Origin of the sequence: Gramella sp. MT6, from assembly GCF_019357415.1 — a bacterium.
In the GTDB taxonomy this organism is placed as follows: domain Bacteria; phylum Bacteroidota; class Bacteroidia; order Flavobacteriales; family Flavobacteriaceae; genus Christiangramia.
Genome location: NZ_CP048410.1, coordinates 356,960 through 372,912, shown reverse-complemented (window position 1 = coordinate 372,912; position 15,953 = coordinate 356,960). Strand labels below are relative to the sequence as shown.

At 38.9% G+C, this 15,953-nt stretch carries 16 protein-coding genes; 10 read left to right on the top strand and 6 right to left on the bottom strand.

Features of this window, described 5'->3' with window-relative positions:
- Nucleotides 1-284: 284 nt before the first annotated feature.
- The gene (locus G3I01_RS01695; protein ID WP_219550543.1) at nucleotides 285-1,400 is read right to left on the bottom strand and encodes a DUF2914 domain-containing protein; all 1,116 of its coding nucleotides are present in this window, start codon (nucleotides 1,398-1,400) and stop codon (nucleotides 285-287) included.
- A gap of 176 nt (nucleotides 1,401-1,576) precedes the next feature.
- Nucleotides 1,577-2,062 carry a YqiA/YcfP family alpha/beta fold hydrolase gene (locus G3I01_RS01690; RefSeq protein WP_219550542.1) on the bottom strand — a complete coding sequence of 162 codons (486 nt, stop codon included), beginning with the start codon at nucleotides 2,060-2,062 and terminating at the stop codon, nucleotides 1,577-1,579.
- Between the two features lie 116 nt (nucleotides 2,063-2,178).
- Between G3I01_RS01690 and G3I01_RS01685 the strand changes: the two genes are divergently transcribed.
- The 3 genes from G3I01_RS01685 to G3I01_RS01675 all read left to right on the top strand — a co-directional run bounded on the left by G3I01_RS01685 (nucleotide 2,179) and on the right by G3I01_RS01675 (nucleotide 5,109).
- Complete coding sequence (locus tag G3I01_RS01685) at nucleotides 2,179-3,333, top strand: saccharopine dehydrogenase NADP-binding domain-containing protein (RefSeq protein WP_219550540.1); 1,155 nt, start codon at nucleotides 2,179-2,181, stop codon at nucleotides 3,331-3,333.
- A 266-nt stretch (nucleotides 3,334-3,599) separates the two neighbouring features.
- A complete protein-coding gene (locus G3I01_RS01680; RefSeq protein WP_219550539.1) occupies nucleotides 3,600-4,769 on the top strand; it encodes an alpha/beta hydrolase-fold protein in 1,170 nt (389 codons plus the stop codon).
- Between the two features lie 55 nt (nucleotides 4,770-4,824).
- Nucleotides 4,825-5,109 (top strand): hypothetical protein, encoded by a 285-nt coding sequence (locus tag G3I01_RS01675; protein WP_219550538.1) that lies wholly within the window; start codon nucleotides 4,825-4,827, stop codon nucleotides 5,107-5,109.
- A gap of 145 nt (nucleotides 5,110-5,254) precedes the next feature.
- Here the strand turns inward: G3I01_RS01675 and G3I01_RS01670 are convergent, their stop codons facing one another.
- Nucleotides 5,255-6,103 (bottom strand): universal stress protein, encoded by an 849-nt coding sequence (locus tag G3I01_RS01670; protein WP_219550537.1) that lies wholly within the window; start codon nucleotides 6,101-6,103, stop codon nucleotides 5,255-5,257.
- A gap of 210 nt (nucleotides 6,104-6,313) precedes the next feature.
- Between G3I01_RS01670 and G3I01_RS01665 the strand changes: the two genes are divergently transcribed.
- From G3I01_RS01665 to G3I01_RS01635, 7 genes are all read left to right on the top strand, one after another.
- On the top strand, nucleotides 6,314-8,752 hold the full coding sequence (locus tag G3I01_RS01665; RefSeq protein ID WP_219550536.1) for a zinc-dependent metalloprotease: 2,439 nt from the start codon (nucleotides 6,314-6,316) through the stop codon (nucleotides 8,750-8,752).
- A gap of 204 nt (nucleotides 8,753-8,956) precedes the next feature.
- Entirely contained in the window at nucleotides 8,957-9,412 is a 456-nt protein-coding gene (locus G3I01_RS01660) for a hypothetical protein (RefSeq protein WP_219550534.1), read from the top strand.
- A gap of 138 nt (nucleotides 9,413-9,550) precedes the next feature.
- Nucleotides 9,551-9,892 (top strand): hypothetical protein, encoded by a 342-nt coding sequence (locus G3I01_RS01655; protein ID WP_219550533.1) that lies wholly within the window; start codon nucleotides 9,551-9,553, stop codon nucleotides 9,890-9,892.
- Nucleotides 9,893-10,179: 287 nt separating this feature from the next.
- The gene (locus G3I01_RS01650) at nucleotides 10,180-10,377 is read left to right on the top strand and encodes a hypothetical protein (RefSeq protein ID WP_219550532.1); all 198 of its coding nucleotides are present in this window, start codon (nucleotides 10,180-10,182) and stop codon (nucleotides 10,375-10,377) included.
- A gap of 108 nt (nucleotides 10,378-10,485) precedes the next feature.
- A complete protein-coding gene (locus tag G3I01_RS01645) occupies nucleotides 10,486-10,902 on the top strand; it encodes a transcriptional repressor (RefSeq protein WP_219550531.1) in 417 nt (138 codons plus the stop codon).
- A gap of 101 nt (nucleotides 10,903-11,003) precedes the next feature.
- Nucleotides 11,004-12,992: a heavy metal translocating P-type ATPase gene (locus G3I01_RS01640; protein WP_219550529.1), complete on the top strand. Its 1,989-nt coding sequence runs from the start codon at nucleotides 11,004-11,006 to the stop codon at nucleotides 12,990-12,992.
- 82 nt (nucleotides 12,993-13,074) lie between these two features.
- Nucleotides 13,075-13,842, top strand: coding sequence for a LexA family transcriptional regulator (locus tag G3I01_RS01635; protein ID WP_108170311.1), 768 nt, complete (start codon nucleotides 13,075-13,077; stop codon nucleotides 13,840-13,842).
- 116 nt (nucleotides 13,843-13,958) lie between these two features.
- Here the strand turns inward: G3I01_RS01635 and G3I01_RS01630 are convergent, their stop codons facing one another.
- The 3 genes from G3I01_RS01630 to G3I01_RS01620 all read right to left on the bottom strand — a co-directional run bounded on the left by G3I01_RS01630 (nucleotide 13,959) and on the right by G3I01_RS01620 (nucleotide 15,887).
- Nucleotides 13,959-14,258 carry a hypothetical protein gene (locus G3I01_RS01630; protein ID WP_219550528.1) on the bottom strand — a complete coding sequence of 100 codons (300 nt, stop codon included), beginning with the start codon at nucleotides 14,256-14,258 and terminating at the stop codon, nucleotides 13,959-13,961.
- A 59-nt stretch (nucleotides 14,259-14,317) separates the two neighbouring features.
- On the bottom strand, nucleotides 14,318-14,554 hold the full coding sequence (locus G3I01_RS01625) for a hypothetical protein (RefSeq protein WP_219550527.1): 237 nt from the start codon (nucleotides 14,552-14,554) through the stop codon (nucleotides 14,318-14,320).
- Nucleotides 14,555-14,663: 109 nt separating this feature from the next.
- Complete coding sequence (locus G3I01_RS01620) at nucleotides 14,664-15,887, bottom strand: glycosyltransferase N-terminal domain-containing protein (RefSeq protein WP_219550525.1); 1,224 nt, start codon at nucleotides 15,885-15,887, stop codon at nucleotides 14,664-14,666.
- Nucleotides 15,888-15,953: the final 66 nt, after the last annotated feature.

Sequence of the window (15,953 nt, the reverse complement as noted above, 5' to 3'; positions counted from 1 at the left end):
TTTTCAGTATTTGATTCGCTCTTGATTTTGTTTAAATCAACTTTTAGCTTCAAAAAAAATAAAATCCGCAATTTTAATATAAGAATGAAAAGCTACTTCATTCCTATTGTCCCGGTCTGCCTACAGATACACTTGTGCTAAGGAATCTGCATTTCACTCCGCTATAGGCTCCTCTGTGACACGGGATGCGGGGACATTAATATTGGCAAAGAACTGGTGAAATACAGCGGGAAGTATACCGCTGCAGTTGGGAATAAAAATAGTATTGAGAAAACAGTTTAGTTTTAAAACGATTTCTTTACCATTCCTCCTCTATGAGCTTCAGCAGTGTTTTTGATCTCAAAATCCACAATACCAAGTATTAGTTCCTCTTCTGTAACTACTTCAACTTTCCATTGGCCTTCCTTAAGGTTATTTTTATAGGTATATCCACGGAAACCACGATCACGCCCACCGGCAACTTCAAAATCAATGTCATCAGTAACTTCCCATTTCCTGGTTTCAGGATTATACCATTTCCACCTATGAAAAATGGACTTTTTTAGATCTGTAGGTGCAAAAACAGAAGTGAACACATAAACTCTTTCACCTGCCTGATGATGAAAATTGGTGTCATGTTTACGCCAGAATATATACCATGGATTATTCTCGTAAGTAACGATGTATTCGTTATTTATTTTTCGCACATCATGAGCCACCAAGCCGGTATCCATAGCAAGTGGCACTGGTGGAATAAGATTGAAATAGTAAAAAACATTGATCGTTATGTAGATAGAAAGGATAAGACTGATCAGTTTTTTCAGACTTATCTCAGCTCTTGTGCCTGGGCTTGAAATGTAAATAAACGTGATGAGCGCCATTGTGCACCCCAAACTTATAAGCCCCGAAATGATAAAAATAAAGGTATTCATTTCCTTGATCAGCGTGGGAATAATAAAGGCGAAAAAGGTAAAACTTATAAAAAAATAAACACTGAACTGAAGGTATTTGTTGGAGATCTTCTTTTTAAGAAACTCGTTTGCAAATAAGAGCAGAACCAGCAGTATGAAAAAAAACATGGTTTTTGACATGGACACACTTCTGAAAAAATAGATGACAAAAGCACTTGAAAGTGCGCCAAAGAAGAACTGTATGGCTAGCGGTAGATATTCGGAATAACGTTCGATAAAAGTGCCTTCCCACTTGTCATCATCCACCGTATTAAATAAATAAAGCGTTATGGATAATAAGGTCATATGCGAGCAAAGTACCACTGTGTCATAAACACGATCTATCCGCCCTAAGGTCAGGGTATCAAAAATAAAACCACCCATAAAAAAAAGAATGGGAGCGTACTTTTGATGGCGAAAAACAAACCTTCCAAAAGCAGTATTTCTATATCTTACTAAAGTTCTTTTCATATGGTATTTAGTAGCGCCAAATTTAGGATAAAAACTTCATCGGGATATTTGCTTAAACTTTAATGCCAGAGAGCTTGTGAAAAAAAGCGGGATCAGGATCTTATCAAATATTTCAGCGGAAGGGAATTAATTTTTATAGTTCGTTTTAAACTTTGGCGTACAGATATCATTTAGTTTTAATTACAAATACTGGAAAAGAAACTGGCAACCTGTTCCTCGAAAATATGGATAGGAATTCGATGTCCATTTTTCTGGTCTAACTTTATGCTAAGATCTGCAGCTTTATAGTTTCCCAGGAATTTTAAAGTATCGGCAGGATCTACAATGTCATCACTTCCTCCCAGGAAAATATGCTTTGGGTGTAAGCCTTTAGTATGATAAGATTCAAATTTTATCGGGCGATATTTTTTCAAGGGTGGATTAAATAGCAGGGCAGGCCTGCCTATATTTTCAGAAATAATAAAAGCGTTCAATGCTCCCATACTGCTGCCAATTACAACATTGAAGTGAGTGTCCGGATATTGCTTTAGAATTTCAACAGGTTGAATATGTTGATTTTCATAATTGATCCCGGGAGCGAAGACCTCACCGTATTGTTCTAAAATTTTTCTTTTTTCAGGACTAAGTTTGCTTTTGAGTCCGTGTAGATATAATATGTTCATCCTGTGAATTTAGAAGTTCATAACAAATAAACAAAGAGGGGGAACCAAATAATGTCGCCTTTATTAATTTGTTTTTTCCTCAGTCAATCCAGCCCGAAAAATACTTAACTTTAAGTATGGACAGGCAGTATAATATTTTCATTTCCGGCGCCGGGGGTATTGCCCGGGCCGCTGGTCTCATGCTGGCAGAGTTCAGCGAGGTTATTCCCAGGATCTTTATTCTAAACCGAAACCTGGAAAATGCCCGGGAGATGACAGAATGGATCAAAAAAGGATCTTCCCGAAGTATTCACATCGAGTGTTTTGAGTTACCGGAAAACAAAATCGAAACCGACTTAAAGAAAGCCCTGAAAAAGGGAGATATTTTGTTGGACTGCCTTCCAGGAAGCCTGGCGCCGGAAATGGCTCAATTGGCCAGGGACTTTCAAATGCATTATGCTAATCTCACCGAATATGTTTCAGAAACCGAAACCATAAAGAAACTTGCGGCCGATGCCGAAACAGGATTTTTATTACAAACAGGTTTGGCTCCCGGCTATATCAATGTTCTTGGAAATCATCTGTTTCAGAAATTCTGTCAAAAATTCAATGTTGATAAGGTAGATGCTATTGCGCTTAAAGTAGGCGCACTTACCAAACACGCCGTGGCTCCGCATTATTACGGGTTTACCTGGAGTCCGGTTGGAGTAGCGACAGAATATCTGAAAGATGCCGTGGCGATCCGTGATTTTAAAGAGACTTCCTTGGCCTCCCTTTCAGAAAGAGCCAGCATTATCATTAACGGAAAGACCTACGAAGAGGATCTTACTTCTGGTGGGGCCGCAGACCTGCCTCAAAGTTTAAAGGGGAAAGTAAGGTCGCTGGATTATAAAACGCTGAGGTTTCCGGGGCACTATGCCTGGGTGGATAGCCAGTTAAAAGTGATTGGTGATGTTCCCGATAATATTGATGCTTTGCAGGAAAGAATGGAAGCGATGATTCCGCATATTGAGGAGGACCAGATCATCTTGTATGCTTCTGCCGAGGGTATGGATGATAAAGGGATCAGGCGTAAATTGGAAGTTTCTAAGCGGATCCTGCCACTTAAGATAGGTAAACACAGGCTTCGTGCGATTCAAACCACAACTGCAGCTCCCTTGCTGCAATCTGCTCTTATCTTACTTGAAGGCTCAGCCAAAGGTGTGATCCTGCAATCTGAGATAGAAACCGGAAAATTCTTAAAAGGTCATTTTATAAAGCCTATTTATGGGGATGTGGATTCAGAATTATAGTGAAGGTCAGGGTCTTCAAATACCTGCTGCTTTTAAGAAAATAAAGTTCGGAGAGAGTTGTAAAGGTTATTTTTCTCTGGAGAAGTTCTAACCTGACTTTGGTATTTTCATTCTTACACTGTTCTTTACTCTTAGGGTATGATTTATATCATTGAGAATAATGCATATGCGTATTATTTTTAAAGGTTGCTAAATCATTATTACCAAGGACTTAATCCAGTGCTACGGAATTTTTTAACTGAAATTATAAATTAAAATTTTAGGTAATGAAAATTTCAAGATTAGTATTGGTAAGCTTCTGGTTTCTATTGATTTTCACAGCATGTGAAGAGGATCCCATAGAAGAAGAATGGATTAACCAGGAAGCTGTAGAACTCAACTATAATAGAGTTGGGGATAGTGAAGGATACGTGAAGAGTAAACTACAAAACAGGGTTTTGAACTGTGAAGCTCTTCAGGGGAATTTTATCGGAAACCGCTTTACCAGGAAACTACAAATTTATACTCCGCCGGGATATAAAATGAATGGGGAGCATCCTTATCCCGTAGTATACCTGTTACATGGGGAGCCTTTTTCAGAAAAAGCATTTATAGATAAACAGCTGTTCATTGATTATATAGCGCCATACCCCATCTGGACCCAAATACCTGATTTTCCCGAAGAAGGATTCAGGCTTTGGATGGATGGTCTCATAAACGATGGCCTTATTGAACCCATGATCATCGTGATGCCTAATGCGGGCACAGGGCCTTATGGTTTTAGTATGTATTCAAATTCTGCTCTTAACGGAAATTTTGAAGACTACATTGTTAATGACCTGGTAGAGTATATGGATTCACATTACAATACAATCGCAGACCCATCAGGTCGTGCCGTAATAGGTCATTCTCAGGGAGGGTATGCTGCCTTTAAATTTGGTATGTTACATCCAGATGTCTTTGGTACCGTAGCCAGCCATAGCGGACTATTATTTGTAGATGCATTATTTTCTTTAGCTGATGTTATTAAGCAGGAAAACCCAGACGGTTTTACCGGACCCGATCCTACTAAATTTTTCACCAGTGCTATGTATGCTTTTAGCGCAGCCTGGTCACCAAATCTTAACAAACCTCCTTTTTATGTAGATCTGCCTTTAGAGTTTGGTGAAGATGGAAATTTATATCCGGTTCCTGAAGTTATCGCTCTATGGTACCAGAATGATATTTTTAATCTATTAGACTATTATAATGCTGATTTTAAATCGCTAGACGGGATTTACCTGGATGTGGGAATATATGATGAACTGGGTACTCATCTCGCTCATCAACCGGTATTGGCTAAAATGAATTATTATAATGTTGATTATACTTTTGAAACTTACGAAGGTGGTCATCATACGCATATGTTTGAACGATTAGCGCGAGCTCTGGAGTTCTTTTCAAATAATATGGAATAAGCTATTCGGATAAGAATTGAAATTTGAGTATTGAAAAAGATTGGGTTAATGTTTTTTGCTAAGCATTAACCCAATTTATTTTTTCCTGCATATTGCAGAAGACCAGATCATCATTTCTGCTTCTGCCGAGGATATGGATGATAAAGGGATCAGGGTTAAAGTTGAAGAATCTAAGCTGATCCTGCTACAAAAGATAGATAAGTACAGGCTTCGTTCTATTCAAACGATTACGGCGGCTCCCTTGCTGCAATCTGCAATTATTTTACTTGAAGGTTCAGCTAAGTGTGTGATCCTGCAAAGCGACATCGATACCGGAAAAACTTTAAAGGTACTTATATAAGACCTGTCTTTTGAGAGATCTGAAATATTCAGAAGAAGGACTAATTAGAATAAATTGGTCGAGACAAGTAAATTTAATTTCTATCAAAAAAAATCTTCCCGAATTAGTATCAGGAAGATTTGAATATTTCCGGCTTTTTGGCCTATCAGGATTTTGCCGGAAGTATAAGGAAGGGGAATGATAAATGCCGGTCTATTTTTTCAACCACCGGTTCCCTGAAAAGTTTTCCTGGTCCCGAATGTTTATAGTATTCCATACATAACATATCCACTTTATTATTCTTAATGAATTCAGCAATAGATCTAGAAATCTCAATATGAGTAGAGGAGAATTCAATGGTAACGGGTATTCCTTTAAAGTAGGACTTCAGTGAATTATAATGTTCCCACTGTCTTCTGGAAACCTCAATTTCTTCTCCATCGTGGATCACCGTGATCTCAGCCTTGAACTTTTTAGCGATCTCCCTGACAATACCCAAAGCCTCAAAATTGAAATCAAATATAAGTTCGCTGGCAAAGGCGATATGCATTGGAGGGTTGAACTCAAGTTCCCGGGGAACTATAAGCACAGGTACATTAAAAGCCTTTTCTATAACTCTGGTCGTATTAGTGCCGGCGATACTATTTAAAGTTCCCTTATGGCTTTTGGTACCCATTACCACCAGGTCGATATTATGGCTTTGAATAAGGTCTTCGATACCTTTTACTAATTTCTTTTCTGAACTTATAAGCTGAAATCTTTCACCACTCAGGCCCGTATCTCTCACAATGTGATGGAAAATCTCCTTGCTGGCTATTTCTGAATCCTGTTTAAGTTTGGGGATCTTGCCAAATTCTTCTTCATTAATAATGCTGTACACAGAAGCATGTATCTTATCTCCAAAGAAATTCGCGATATAAAAAGTGGTATTTTCCTCCTGAAACAGGCGGGTCGCATAATATAGAGCGCAATAGGCTTCTTTGGAAAAATCGGTTGCGATTAGGATATTTTTCATGATTAAAAAGCTTAAAAAGAATTAAAACCCCTTCAATGATCTAATAATTCAAGTACAAAATTAGAGGGAACATATTTTCAAAAAAATGATGTTTATCATGTTAGTCAGCATATTAGGATCTGAGCTTTTTTGATGCCCAGGGAATTAGCCCGGGGCAGGTTTTTAGCTTTTGCTTTGCTTTCATTATCTTCGGAAGCAAAATTATTTTCCATGATAAAAAAAGTACTATTATTTGGGACCCTCGCGGTTCTAAGTGTAGGTTGTAAAACTTCCCAGCCGGTTGCAGAAACTGCTCCAAAGACCAAAAAGAAAGATTCAGATCTCAAGGAGTATTCAGAGGTTATAACATCAGAAGCCAAAAGTGATGAAGGTCTTTTTACCACTCATTTTGTTGACGATAAACTCTATTTTGAGATCCCCCTGTCTCTTTTTGAAAAAGATATGCTGTTAGTTAGCCGTATCGCCGGTGTGCCTTCAGGATTTGGAGGTGGCTATGTGAATGCCGGGTCAAAGGTGAACGAGCAGGTGGTTAGATGGGTAAACCGAAACGGGAATGTAGATATGAAGGTGATCAGTTTCGAGAACCAGAGTGAAGAGGGATCACCTATATACAAGTCTGTACAGGCGAATAACTTTTTTCCGATCCTTTTTAGCGCAAAGATCGAAGCGATGAATGCAGATTCCACTAGTGTGGTCATAGAAGCAAGTAAGCTTTTCGAAGACGAAGTTGATGCTATTAACGGTATTTCTTCCAGGCTAAGGAAAAGGTATAAGGTTAAGAAGCTTGATAAAAGCAGGTCTTATATAGAATCTGCCCATTCCTATCCTAAAAATATCGAGGTAAAACATGTAATGACCTATGAGGCTGAAGAACCACCTGAAAGAGATCAGGCAGGGACGATCTCCATGCTTTTAAATCAATCCATGATCCTTTTACCGGAAAATAAAATGCAGGCCCGCCTTGCCGATTATCGTGTGGGCTGGTTTACCATAGATAAATACGATTATAATTCCGAAGAATTAAAAGCCGATGATTATGAGATCATTCGTCGCTGGAACCTGGTTCCAAAGGATATAGAAGCCTATAAAAAAGGAGAACTGGTTGAGCCGGTAGAGCCTATCGTTTACTACCTGGATCCTGCAACGCCTGAAAAATGGAGGCCTTATTTCAAGCAGGGAATTGAAGACTGGAATGTGGCTTTTGAAAAAGCAGGCTTCAAGAACGCGATCATCGCCAAAGATCCACCTACAAAAGAAGAAGACCCTGAATTTAGTCCGGAAGATGTTCGCTATTCAGTTGTTCGTTATGTTGCCAGCACTACCCGAAATGCGGTAGGTCCTTCTGTGACCGATCCTCGAACCGGGGAGATCATAGAAAGCGATATTATCTGGTACCATAACCATTTAAGATCTTATCGAAATAGATTTATGATCGAAGCTGGAGCGCAAAATGCGAATGCCAGAACTTTAAATACGCCTGAAGAGGAAATTGGTGAAATGATGCGCATGGTGATCGCTCATGAAGTTGGACATGCTTTAGGGCTTCCCCATAATATGAAAGCCAGCTCGGCCTATCCAACAGATTCTTTAAGATCTGCTGAATTCACTCAGAAATACGGGCTTACGCCATCTATTATGGATTATGCCAGGGTGAATTACGTGGCCCAACCAGGGGATGAGGATGTAAGGTATATCCGCATGATGGGTCCTTATGATCTTTATGCTATCAACTGGGGTTATAGATATCTTCCTGAGGCGCAATCTGCACAGGATGAAAAAGAGACTTTGGATGAGTGGATCCTGGCGAAGGCTGGTGACCCGGTCTATGAATTTGGTAATGGCTATGGCGGAGCAGATCCTCAGTCTCAGAGGGAAAGCCTTGGGGATGATCAGGTGAAGGCCAGTGAATATGGAGTTGCCAATCTCAAAAAGGTCGTTCCTAATTTAGTGGCTTGGACGTCTAAAAATGGTGAGGGCTATGAAGACCTGGAAGAGGTCTATCGAGAACTTAGTTATATGTGGAGAGGTTATATTTCGCATGTTATCACTAATGTTGGGGGAGTCTATGAAACTCGTAAGACATCAGATCAATCTGGAGCTATTTATGAGCCAGTGCCAGCGAAGATTCAGGAAGGTGCTGTTGATTTTCTGAACAAGGAAGCTTTTACTACTCCAAACTGGATGCTGGACCAGGATCTTTTAAGCAGAATTGAATCTACAGAAGCTGTAGATAGAATTCAATCCTTACAAACCCGGGCCCTGGAAAATCTATTGGAGAAAGACCGGTTGGCAAGAATGATCGCTGCTGAAGAGAATGGTGAAAATAAAGTCTACTCGGTAATTGAGTTGATGAACGATCTTAGAAAGGGGATATTTAGCGAATTATATAATTCTTCTAAAACAGATAGTTATAAAAGAAACCTGCAAAGGTCTTATGTAGATATCGCTGCTTCCTACGTAGATGAACTTGATGAAAGAGAAGACGATGAGATCCTTAAATCTGATATTATGGCATTGATGAGAGGTGAACTACAGAAACTGAAATCGGACATTAATGCACGCAAAAACAGGTCTGGTCACGATCTTACAAAATATCATTGGAATGATCTAATTGCCAGAATTGATGCGGCAATTTTGAACCAGGCATAATTCAAAACTGAGAATAATACAAAAAAGAGCTTCCGAAAGAAGCTCTTTTTTTGTTTTAAAATTTCCCTCTATAGCCCACTCTAAATGGATTATTTAGGTGGCTTTACTACATACAGGATCTACATTGTTAATTTTTTCTTAAGATAAATATTAGAAATCTGATTTTAAGCTTATTTAGACGCGCTTTTCTAATAAAAACTAATTATGAAAAAGATCACGTTTACAGCGCTGTTCCTAATGATCTGCGGAAGTGCTGTGTTTGCGCAAACCTGGGAGTACAAAACAGTAACGGTCATTGAATCTATTATCCCCAGTGGAATTGGCCGGTCAAGAATGATAAGTACTGAAGAGAACCGGGATTTTAAGGAATTCACTTCTACCCGTACTGAAGAGGATAATGATAGAAATAAATCTGACAGGGGAGAGATCAGGGTCAAGAATTTCGATGAGACCAAACTATTGAACTTTTTTAACGTTGGAGGTATTCGTTTCCAGAACATTGCTGCCAATGACGCAGTGGTAACTTCAAAGATCAATTCGCTTGCCGCTGAAGGTTGGGAGCTTGCTTTTGTGAATAGCGGTGTAGAAAGTTACAGTGGACCTGAAGACGATAACGGTATTTTTATAACCCGCTACATTTTTAAAAGAATGGTTGAATAGAGGCGATATATTTCTGATTTTTCTTACACTTTATTAACAACGGTTGATAAGCTGTTGATATTACATTTAAAATTTAACGTTGGATAATTCAAAATTTTTTGTTAATTAGAGTTAGTTCAACGTTAATTAAATGTTAATATGGAAACACTAGCAAGAGCGACTGCTCAATTTTCAGAAGGTATGATGGTTTCAGACTTAAGAGAAATGACTTCCATAGGATTTATTAATACCCTACGAGAGAACGAATTAATCAGGATTACGAAAGCAGGCCAGATACGTCTCACCGAAAAAGGTAAAATAGCTTCTAAGCTTGGAGTTAAGAATTATTTAAGGCTGGAGAAAGCTGAGAAACAATATCTTGAGGAAGAATTACAAAGTGTAAGAGTAGAAAACCGCGGGTTGTTTATGATCTTCGGGGGAATGTTCCTTTCACTACTTTTTATTATTGGTTTCTGGATGTTACAATTGAAAGGATTTTAAAAATTTTCTATTTCCAATTTCAATTTTAGGATCATTAACCCTATCAAATTTACCATCAGAACGGTAGGTATAGGGCTGTCTCATTAAATTTTCATTTAGAACAGGATCTATGATCGTGCTATATTTAGCAGGTTGATTTAGAGTACTGCCTATCCGGATATTTTGATATATCCAATTTTATTTCCTGGGGTAAAGGGTATGGAATGCATTAACATTTCTTTATTAAAAACATTAAAAATATACCGTTTTAGAATATTGCTATTTTATCTATCGAGATAAATTGCCGCATGCAATATTATTATACCCGTAAGAACCCTGATGCACGAGGTGTAATTCAGGTTCATGCTGATAGATGTAAAGATCTGCCAGAAATTCTCGAGAGGGTTTATCTGGGAATCTTTCCTAATTCAAGTCTCGCCATGAACTCTGCAAAAGAGAAACTGCAGTTAACCAAGGTGAGGATTTGTACATGCTGCATGGAATGATTTCTAAGTTTATTATTGTTAGAACTTGTCTTGAGACCGTTACTTTAATTGTGACGGTTTTCTTTTTTGTCAGCATTTCATACTAACTTTGCTTAACTTCTTTGATGTATGGGAGAGATAGAGTTAGTTCTTAAAGAACATCATATTAGGCCAACTGCAATAAGACTTTTAATGTATAAGTTCTTAAGTGAACGGGATATTGCTGTTACCTTAAATGACATTGAGTTAGGTTTTGATAAATCTGAACGTACCACCCTTTATCGCACCATCAAAACATTCGAGAAAAAAGGCCTCGTACATCAAATAGACGATGGGACAGGGATCGCTAAATATGCATTAGATGAAAAAGGTCTGGGTGGAAGTCATTCCCAGGATCTGCATTTACACTTTCATTGCGAGAACTGTAACGAAACGGTTTGTTTAACAGATCATAAGATTCCGCATATCAGTTTGCCGAAAGGCTATGTAAGTAAGGATATGAATCTTGTGATAAAGGGTATTTGTGATAAATGTAGTGTAAAGTAATAATGCACTTAAGTTGCATGTTTTTCAGCTTATCTTAGTTTCAAATAAATAAGTTGATGTTGACTTTATAATGCCTTCATCATAAATATAAAAAGAAACTCATGTCTAAGCATAATCACGGGTGCTGCAAACCTCATAATTCTGGAATTTTTGGCGAAAGAACAGAACTGATTTTCGCTGTTTTGAGCGGTATTTTTCTTTTAGCCGGATTCATATTGGACACCTTTAGCGAGCTCCCTTTTATCTATATAATCATACCTTATCTTATATCCTATGGTTTTGGCGGATACTATACCTTAAAGGAAGCTATAGAAGAGATCTCTCATGGCCGTTTTCAAATAGATTTTCTCATGCTTGTGGCTGCAATTGGAGCAGCCTTGCTAGATAAATGGGCTGAAGGCGCCTTATTATTATTCCTATTTAGCCTTGGCCACGCTTTGGAACACCTGGCGATGGATAAGGCTACAAAATCCATAGAGTCCTTAACCAAGTTATCCCCTAAAATCGCACTTCGAAAGGTGAATGGTGATTATGTTGAGGTAAAAATAGAAGATCTTAAGATTGGTGATGTTATAAGGATCAAGCCGAATTCGGCGGTGAGTGCAGATGGAATACTAATTAGCGGGAAAACAAGTGTAAACCAGGCACCCATAACGGGTGAGAGTATTCCGGTAGATAAAATTCCGGTAGAGGATTCTGATAAAAAATATAATTCGGTAGCCGATATCCCTGCTAAGAACAGGGTTTATGCCGGAACGATCAATGGCGATAGCAGCATTGAAGTTAAGGTGATTAAAGAATCGCAGGATTCTACTCTTAACCGTTTGATCACAATGGTTCAGGAAGCTCAGGAAAAGAAATCTCCAACCCAGTTACTGGCAGATAAATTTGAAAAATATTATGTCCCGGCGGTACTCATACTTATCATTATCTTGAATTTTGCTTTCCTGGTGATCGATGAAAGCTGGCAGGATAGTTTTTACCGTTCCATGGCGGCGCTGGTGGCTGCAAGCCCATGTGCTCTGGCAATTTCAACGCCCTCTGCTGTTTTAAGCGGAATTGCCCGGGCGGCGAAAGGAGGAGTTCTCATTAAAGGAGGAAAACCTCTGGAAGACCTCGGTACTCTACGTGCCCTGGCCTTTGATAAGACCGGGACCCTTACCGAAGGAAAGCCTGAACTAACCGATATCGTATTGCTTAATGGACTTTCGAATGATGATTTTTTAAGAAAGGTCATCGCTCTGGAAAGTTCCAGTAACCATCCTTTAGCTAAAGCCGTTGTGCGTGATGGAAAGAAGCGAATGAAAGAATTGAATGGAATTCCTGAAGCCATGAATTCTGAAGCCATCCAGGGAAAAGGGATAAAAGGTAAGGTTGATGGTGACCTGGTAAGAATAGGGAATCTTGAACTTTATGAAGAATCTGGAGGAGTTCCTGTAGAGGTTCAGGAAAAAGTAAAAAAACTGGAGAGGGAAGGTAAGACCGTTATGCTTGTTCGAAACAATGAGGAATTCAGCGGAATTCTCGGACTTATGGACACCCCCCGGAAAGCGGCTAAATCTACCCTCGCTAAATTGAAAAAGATCGGTATCAGAAAAATGATCATGTTAACCGGCGATAACCAGGAGGTTGCAGATGCAGTTGCTTCAGAGATAGGACTCACCGATGCCTACGGAAGCCTATTGCCAGAGGAGAAGGTAGAACGTATTAAGCAGCTGGAAAAAGAAGAGCACAAGATCGCAATGGTGGGTGATGGGGTTAATGACGCACCGGCTATGGCCAATAGTACGGTGGGAATTGCAATGGGCGCAGCCGGAAGCGACGTGGCATTGGAAACAGCAGATATTGCCCTTATGGCAGATAAGTTGGAAATACTACCTTTCGCTATTGCCTTGAGCCGAAAAGCACAGCAGATCGTGAAACAAAATCTTTGGATAAGTCTAGGCGTAGTGGCCTTATTGCTGCCGGCGACCATTTTCGGATGGGCCAATATCGGCATCGCGGTGGTTTTCCATGAAGGCTCTACCATTGTGGTAGTATTAAATGCTTTAAGATTATTGGGATTCAAGGATAAATATAGTTCTGTATAAATTTTCTCAGCTTTTTTAGTTAAATAGGATTAAATCCAATATTTTTGAGTAAATTTTGGAAATATTCCTAATCTATTATATTATGGGTACACCTGGATCTATTGAAATCAAGCACTTTAAGGAAGTGCGTGAAGAAAATAATTACACTCAAACTGAATTTGCAGCACTTCTCGGTATCAAGAATTCTACCGCCGATATAGAAAGGGGCCGTACTAAACTTTCTGGAAAGATCGTAGCTGAATTGCTAAGGCAATTTGCTATTAACCCTTTATGGTTGTTTGGTGCCAGCGGGCAGAAATATCTGAAGATATCCAAAGGTGATGTAAGCCCTAAAGTAGTTACAGTTGATAATGCCGATAATGAGAATATTGTCTTGGTAAATCAAAAAGCTGCTGCGGGATATCCTCATAACGTTCAGGATGTGGAATGGTATAGTCAGTTACCGGCCTTTGACATTCCGTTACCTGAATTCAGGAATGCTACCTATCGTGGTTTCCAGATAGAAGGGGACAGTATGTTGCCAGATTATCGCCCAGGGGAGTGGGTCATGGGTAAGGCCGTCTCAAGTATAGAGGAAGCAAGCAATAACAGGGTCTATGTAATTGTAATGTATGATTCGGTTTTGGTGAAGAAACTTCAGAAGATGCCAGATCCTTCCAAGGTTTTACTTATTTCTCTTAACGAGGAGTATTTGCCTTTAGAAATTAACGTGCATGATATCCAAGAAATATGGCAGGTGAATTCCAAACTTACCTTTAACCTGGACAATCCTTCAAATAGCGGGCTTTTTCAGGAACTTCAACAATCTATGGAAGAATTAAAACGGGAGTTGAAATCTTTTAAAAGTTAATTGAATTTTTTTTTAATTTCTCTTTTGAATTCTAGTCTAACGCTTTTCATTATGAAAAAAATAAAAAAGCCCTTCTCTATATGAAAAGGGCTTTAATAAGATTTTATTTCTAAAGATTAATAGTCGTCATTATTTTCGACTTCATCTTCAACTTCATTAGCGGCATTTTCTACTGCGTCGCCGGTTTCATTAGCGGCGTTCTCTACAGCATCACCAACATCGTTGGCTGCTTCTTCGATATCATTTCCAACACCGTTGTTGTCGTCGTTCATATCGTCCATGTCATCAGACATTTCCATATCATCAGACATTTCCATGTCTTCTGTTTCATTTTCCTTTGCTGTATCTCTACATGAGGTAAAAAAAACACCCATGGAGAGCATAAGAGCCAGCATTACTATTGGTTTTTTCATCATTTACAGTTTTTGGAGTTAGTAATTAAATTCTTGTTGAAATTTATTGATTAGGCAACGGTTTAATTATCGTCACCAATTTTTTCGATCTCTTCGTCGATCTCTTTATTTACTTCTTTATCTACTTCTTTTGCGGTTCTTTCAAGGATACCTTCTTTTTCCTCTTCTACGGGAGCTTCCGCTTTTTTCTCCACTTCAACCTCTCTTACAATAACCTCCTTTTCAGAAGTATCTCTACATGAAGTTAACACGCCAGAGATCATTAAAAGGCCACTTGCCAGAATTGATAAACGTTTCATTTTAAAATAGTTTATTGGTTATATTCATCGAAATTACAACTAAAACCTGTTCATCGCTTCAATTTTAATTTTTTTTAGCAAAGAATGTTAACATCGTGAAAAACCAATTTTATAGATATTCTTCCAGGATTCGAGTGGCTCCGGTATTACTGTTAATAAAGTGACCGGCGATCATTCCGGTTTTTTCTCTGAATTCGGAATTTGTATAAAATTTGGTCATTATTCCCGAAAATTCATCTGAATTTTTAACAGAATAGAGCCCGGCGAGCTGCCTTAATTTTTCGGCTTCCGGGAACTTGCTGAAGTTTTCTCCAATAACGATTGGTATACCGAAAGTTGCTGGTTCCAGGATGTTATGTAATCCGGTGGTGCCGGCCGCACCTCCCACATAGGCGATATTGGCATAACTATAGGCACGCCCAAGTAAGCCAATGGTGTCCAGAATAAGCACCGAAAAATTCTCAAGTTGTTTTCCCTCTTTTTCAGTGTATTTTACGGTGGGGACTTTCAGTCGGTTTAATAGTTTTTCAATCTTTTCAGCCTTGATCTCATGGGGAGCAATGATGAATTTAATATTTACCGAGCTATTGATGAATTTAACCATGAGTTCTTCATCTTCGGGCCAGGTACTGCCGCAAACCACCAATATTTTATCCTGTTTGAACTCTTCTATAAAATCGATTTTGTTATCGGCCTCTAATTGCGCTGCAACCCTGTCGAACCTGGTATCCCCACTTACTGTAACATTATTAAAACCTATTGATTTTAGAAGATCTTCAGACTCTTTATTCTGAACAAAAAAGTGCTCGAAGGCCTGTAGGGATTTCCTCATCCATTTGCCGTAGGTTCTAAAGAAAGCCTGATCCTTTCTAAAAACACCGGAGACCAGGAAGGTTCTTACGTTTTGTGCTTTTAACTCGGTAAGGCAATTAGGCCAGAAATCATATTTTATAAAAAAGGCCATTTTTGGCTGAATGATCTTCAGGAATTTTTGAGCATTTTTCTTTGTATCGAGAGGCAGGTAAGTAAAGTGATCTACCAGCGGGTGTTTCTTTTTATTGTTATATCCTGAAGGGGAGAAGAAGCTAACCACCGTTTTTGTATCCGGATACTTTTCCTTAAGCATCCTTAAAACCGGCACAGCCATTTCAAATTCTCCCAGAGATGCGGCATGTACCCATATATGCTCTGAATTAGGATCTATTTTTTGCTCCAGTTTCGAAAAAAGGTCTTTTCTACCTTCGGTAAAATCTTTGAGTTTGGGACTAAAATTTCCGGCCGATTTAAGAACGACTCCGCTCAGTTTTACCAATACGTTGTAAATTCTCTGCACACTAAAAACTTAAGGTTGCTAAAATAGGCCTTTCCCGATAAATGGATTGCCAGAAGGGCCTATATT

Bases quoted from the DNA above. Each gene is read 5' to 3' on its own strand.
- G3I01_RS01695 (WP_219550543.1), bottom strand. From the start codon at position 1,400: ATGAAAAGAACTTTAGTAAGATATAGAAATACTGCTTTTGGAAGGTTT.
- G3I01_RS01690 (WP_219550542.1), bottom strand. From the start codon at position 2,062: ATGAACATATTATATCTACACGGACTCAAAAGCAAACTTAGTCCTGAA.
- G3I01_RS01685 (WP_219550540.1), top strand. From the start codon at position 2,179: ATGGACAGGCAGTATAATATTTTCATTTCCGGCGCCGGGGGTATTGCC.
- G3I01_RS01680 (WP_219550539.1), top strand. From the start codon at position 3,600: ATGAAAATTTCAAGATTAGTATTGGTAAGCTTCTGGTTTCTATTGATT.
- G3I01_RS01670 (WP_219550537.1), bottom strand. From the start codon at position 6,103: ATGAAAAATATCCTAATCGCAACCGATTTTTCCAAAGAAGCCTATTGC.
- G3I01_RS01665 (WP_219550536.1), top strand. From the start codon at position 6,314: ATGATAAAAAAAGTACTATTATTTGGGACCCTCGCGGTTCTAAGTGTA.
- G3I01_RS01660 (WP_219550534.1), top strand. From the start codon at position 8,957: ATGAAAAAGATCACGTTTACAGCGCTGTTCCTAATGATCTGCGGAAGT.
- G3I01_RS01655 (WP_219550533.1), top strand. From the start codon at position 9,551: ATGGAAACACTAGCAAGAGCGACTGCTCAATTTTCAGAAGGTATGATG.
- G3I01_RS01650 (WP_219550532.1), top strand. From the start codon at position 10,180: ATGCAATATTATTATACCCGTAAGAACCCTGATGCACGAGGTGTAATT.
- G3I01_RS01645 (WP_219550531.1), top strand. From the start codon at position 10,486: ATGGGAGAGATAGAGTTAGTTCTTAAAGAACATCATATTAGGCCAACT.
- G3I01_RS01640 (WP_219550529.1), top strand. From the start codon at position 11,004: ATGTCTAAGCATAATCACGGGTGCTGCAAACCTCATAATTCTGGAATT.
- G3I01_RS01635 (WP_108170311.1), top strand. From the start codon at position 13,075: ATGGGTACACCTGGATCTATTGAAATCAAGCACTTTAAGGAAGTGCGT.
- G3I01_RS01630 (WP_219550528.1), bottom strand. From the start codon at position 14,258: ATGATGAAAAAACCAATAGTAATGCTGGCTCTTATGCTCTCCATGGGT.
- G3I01_RS01625 (WP_219550527.1), bottom strand. From the start codon at position 14,554: ATGAAACGTTTATCAATTCTGGCAAGTGGCCTTTTAATGATCTCTGGC.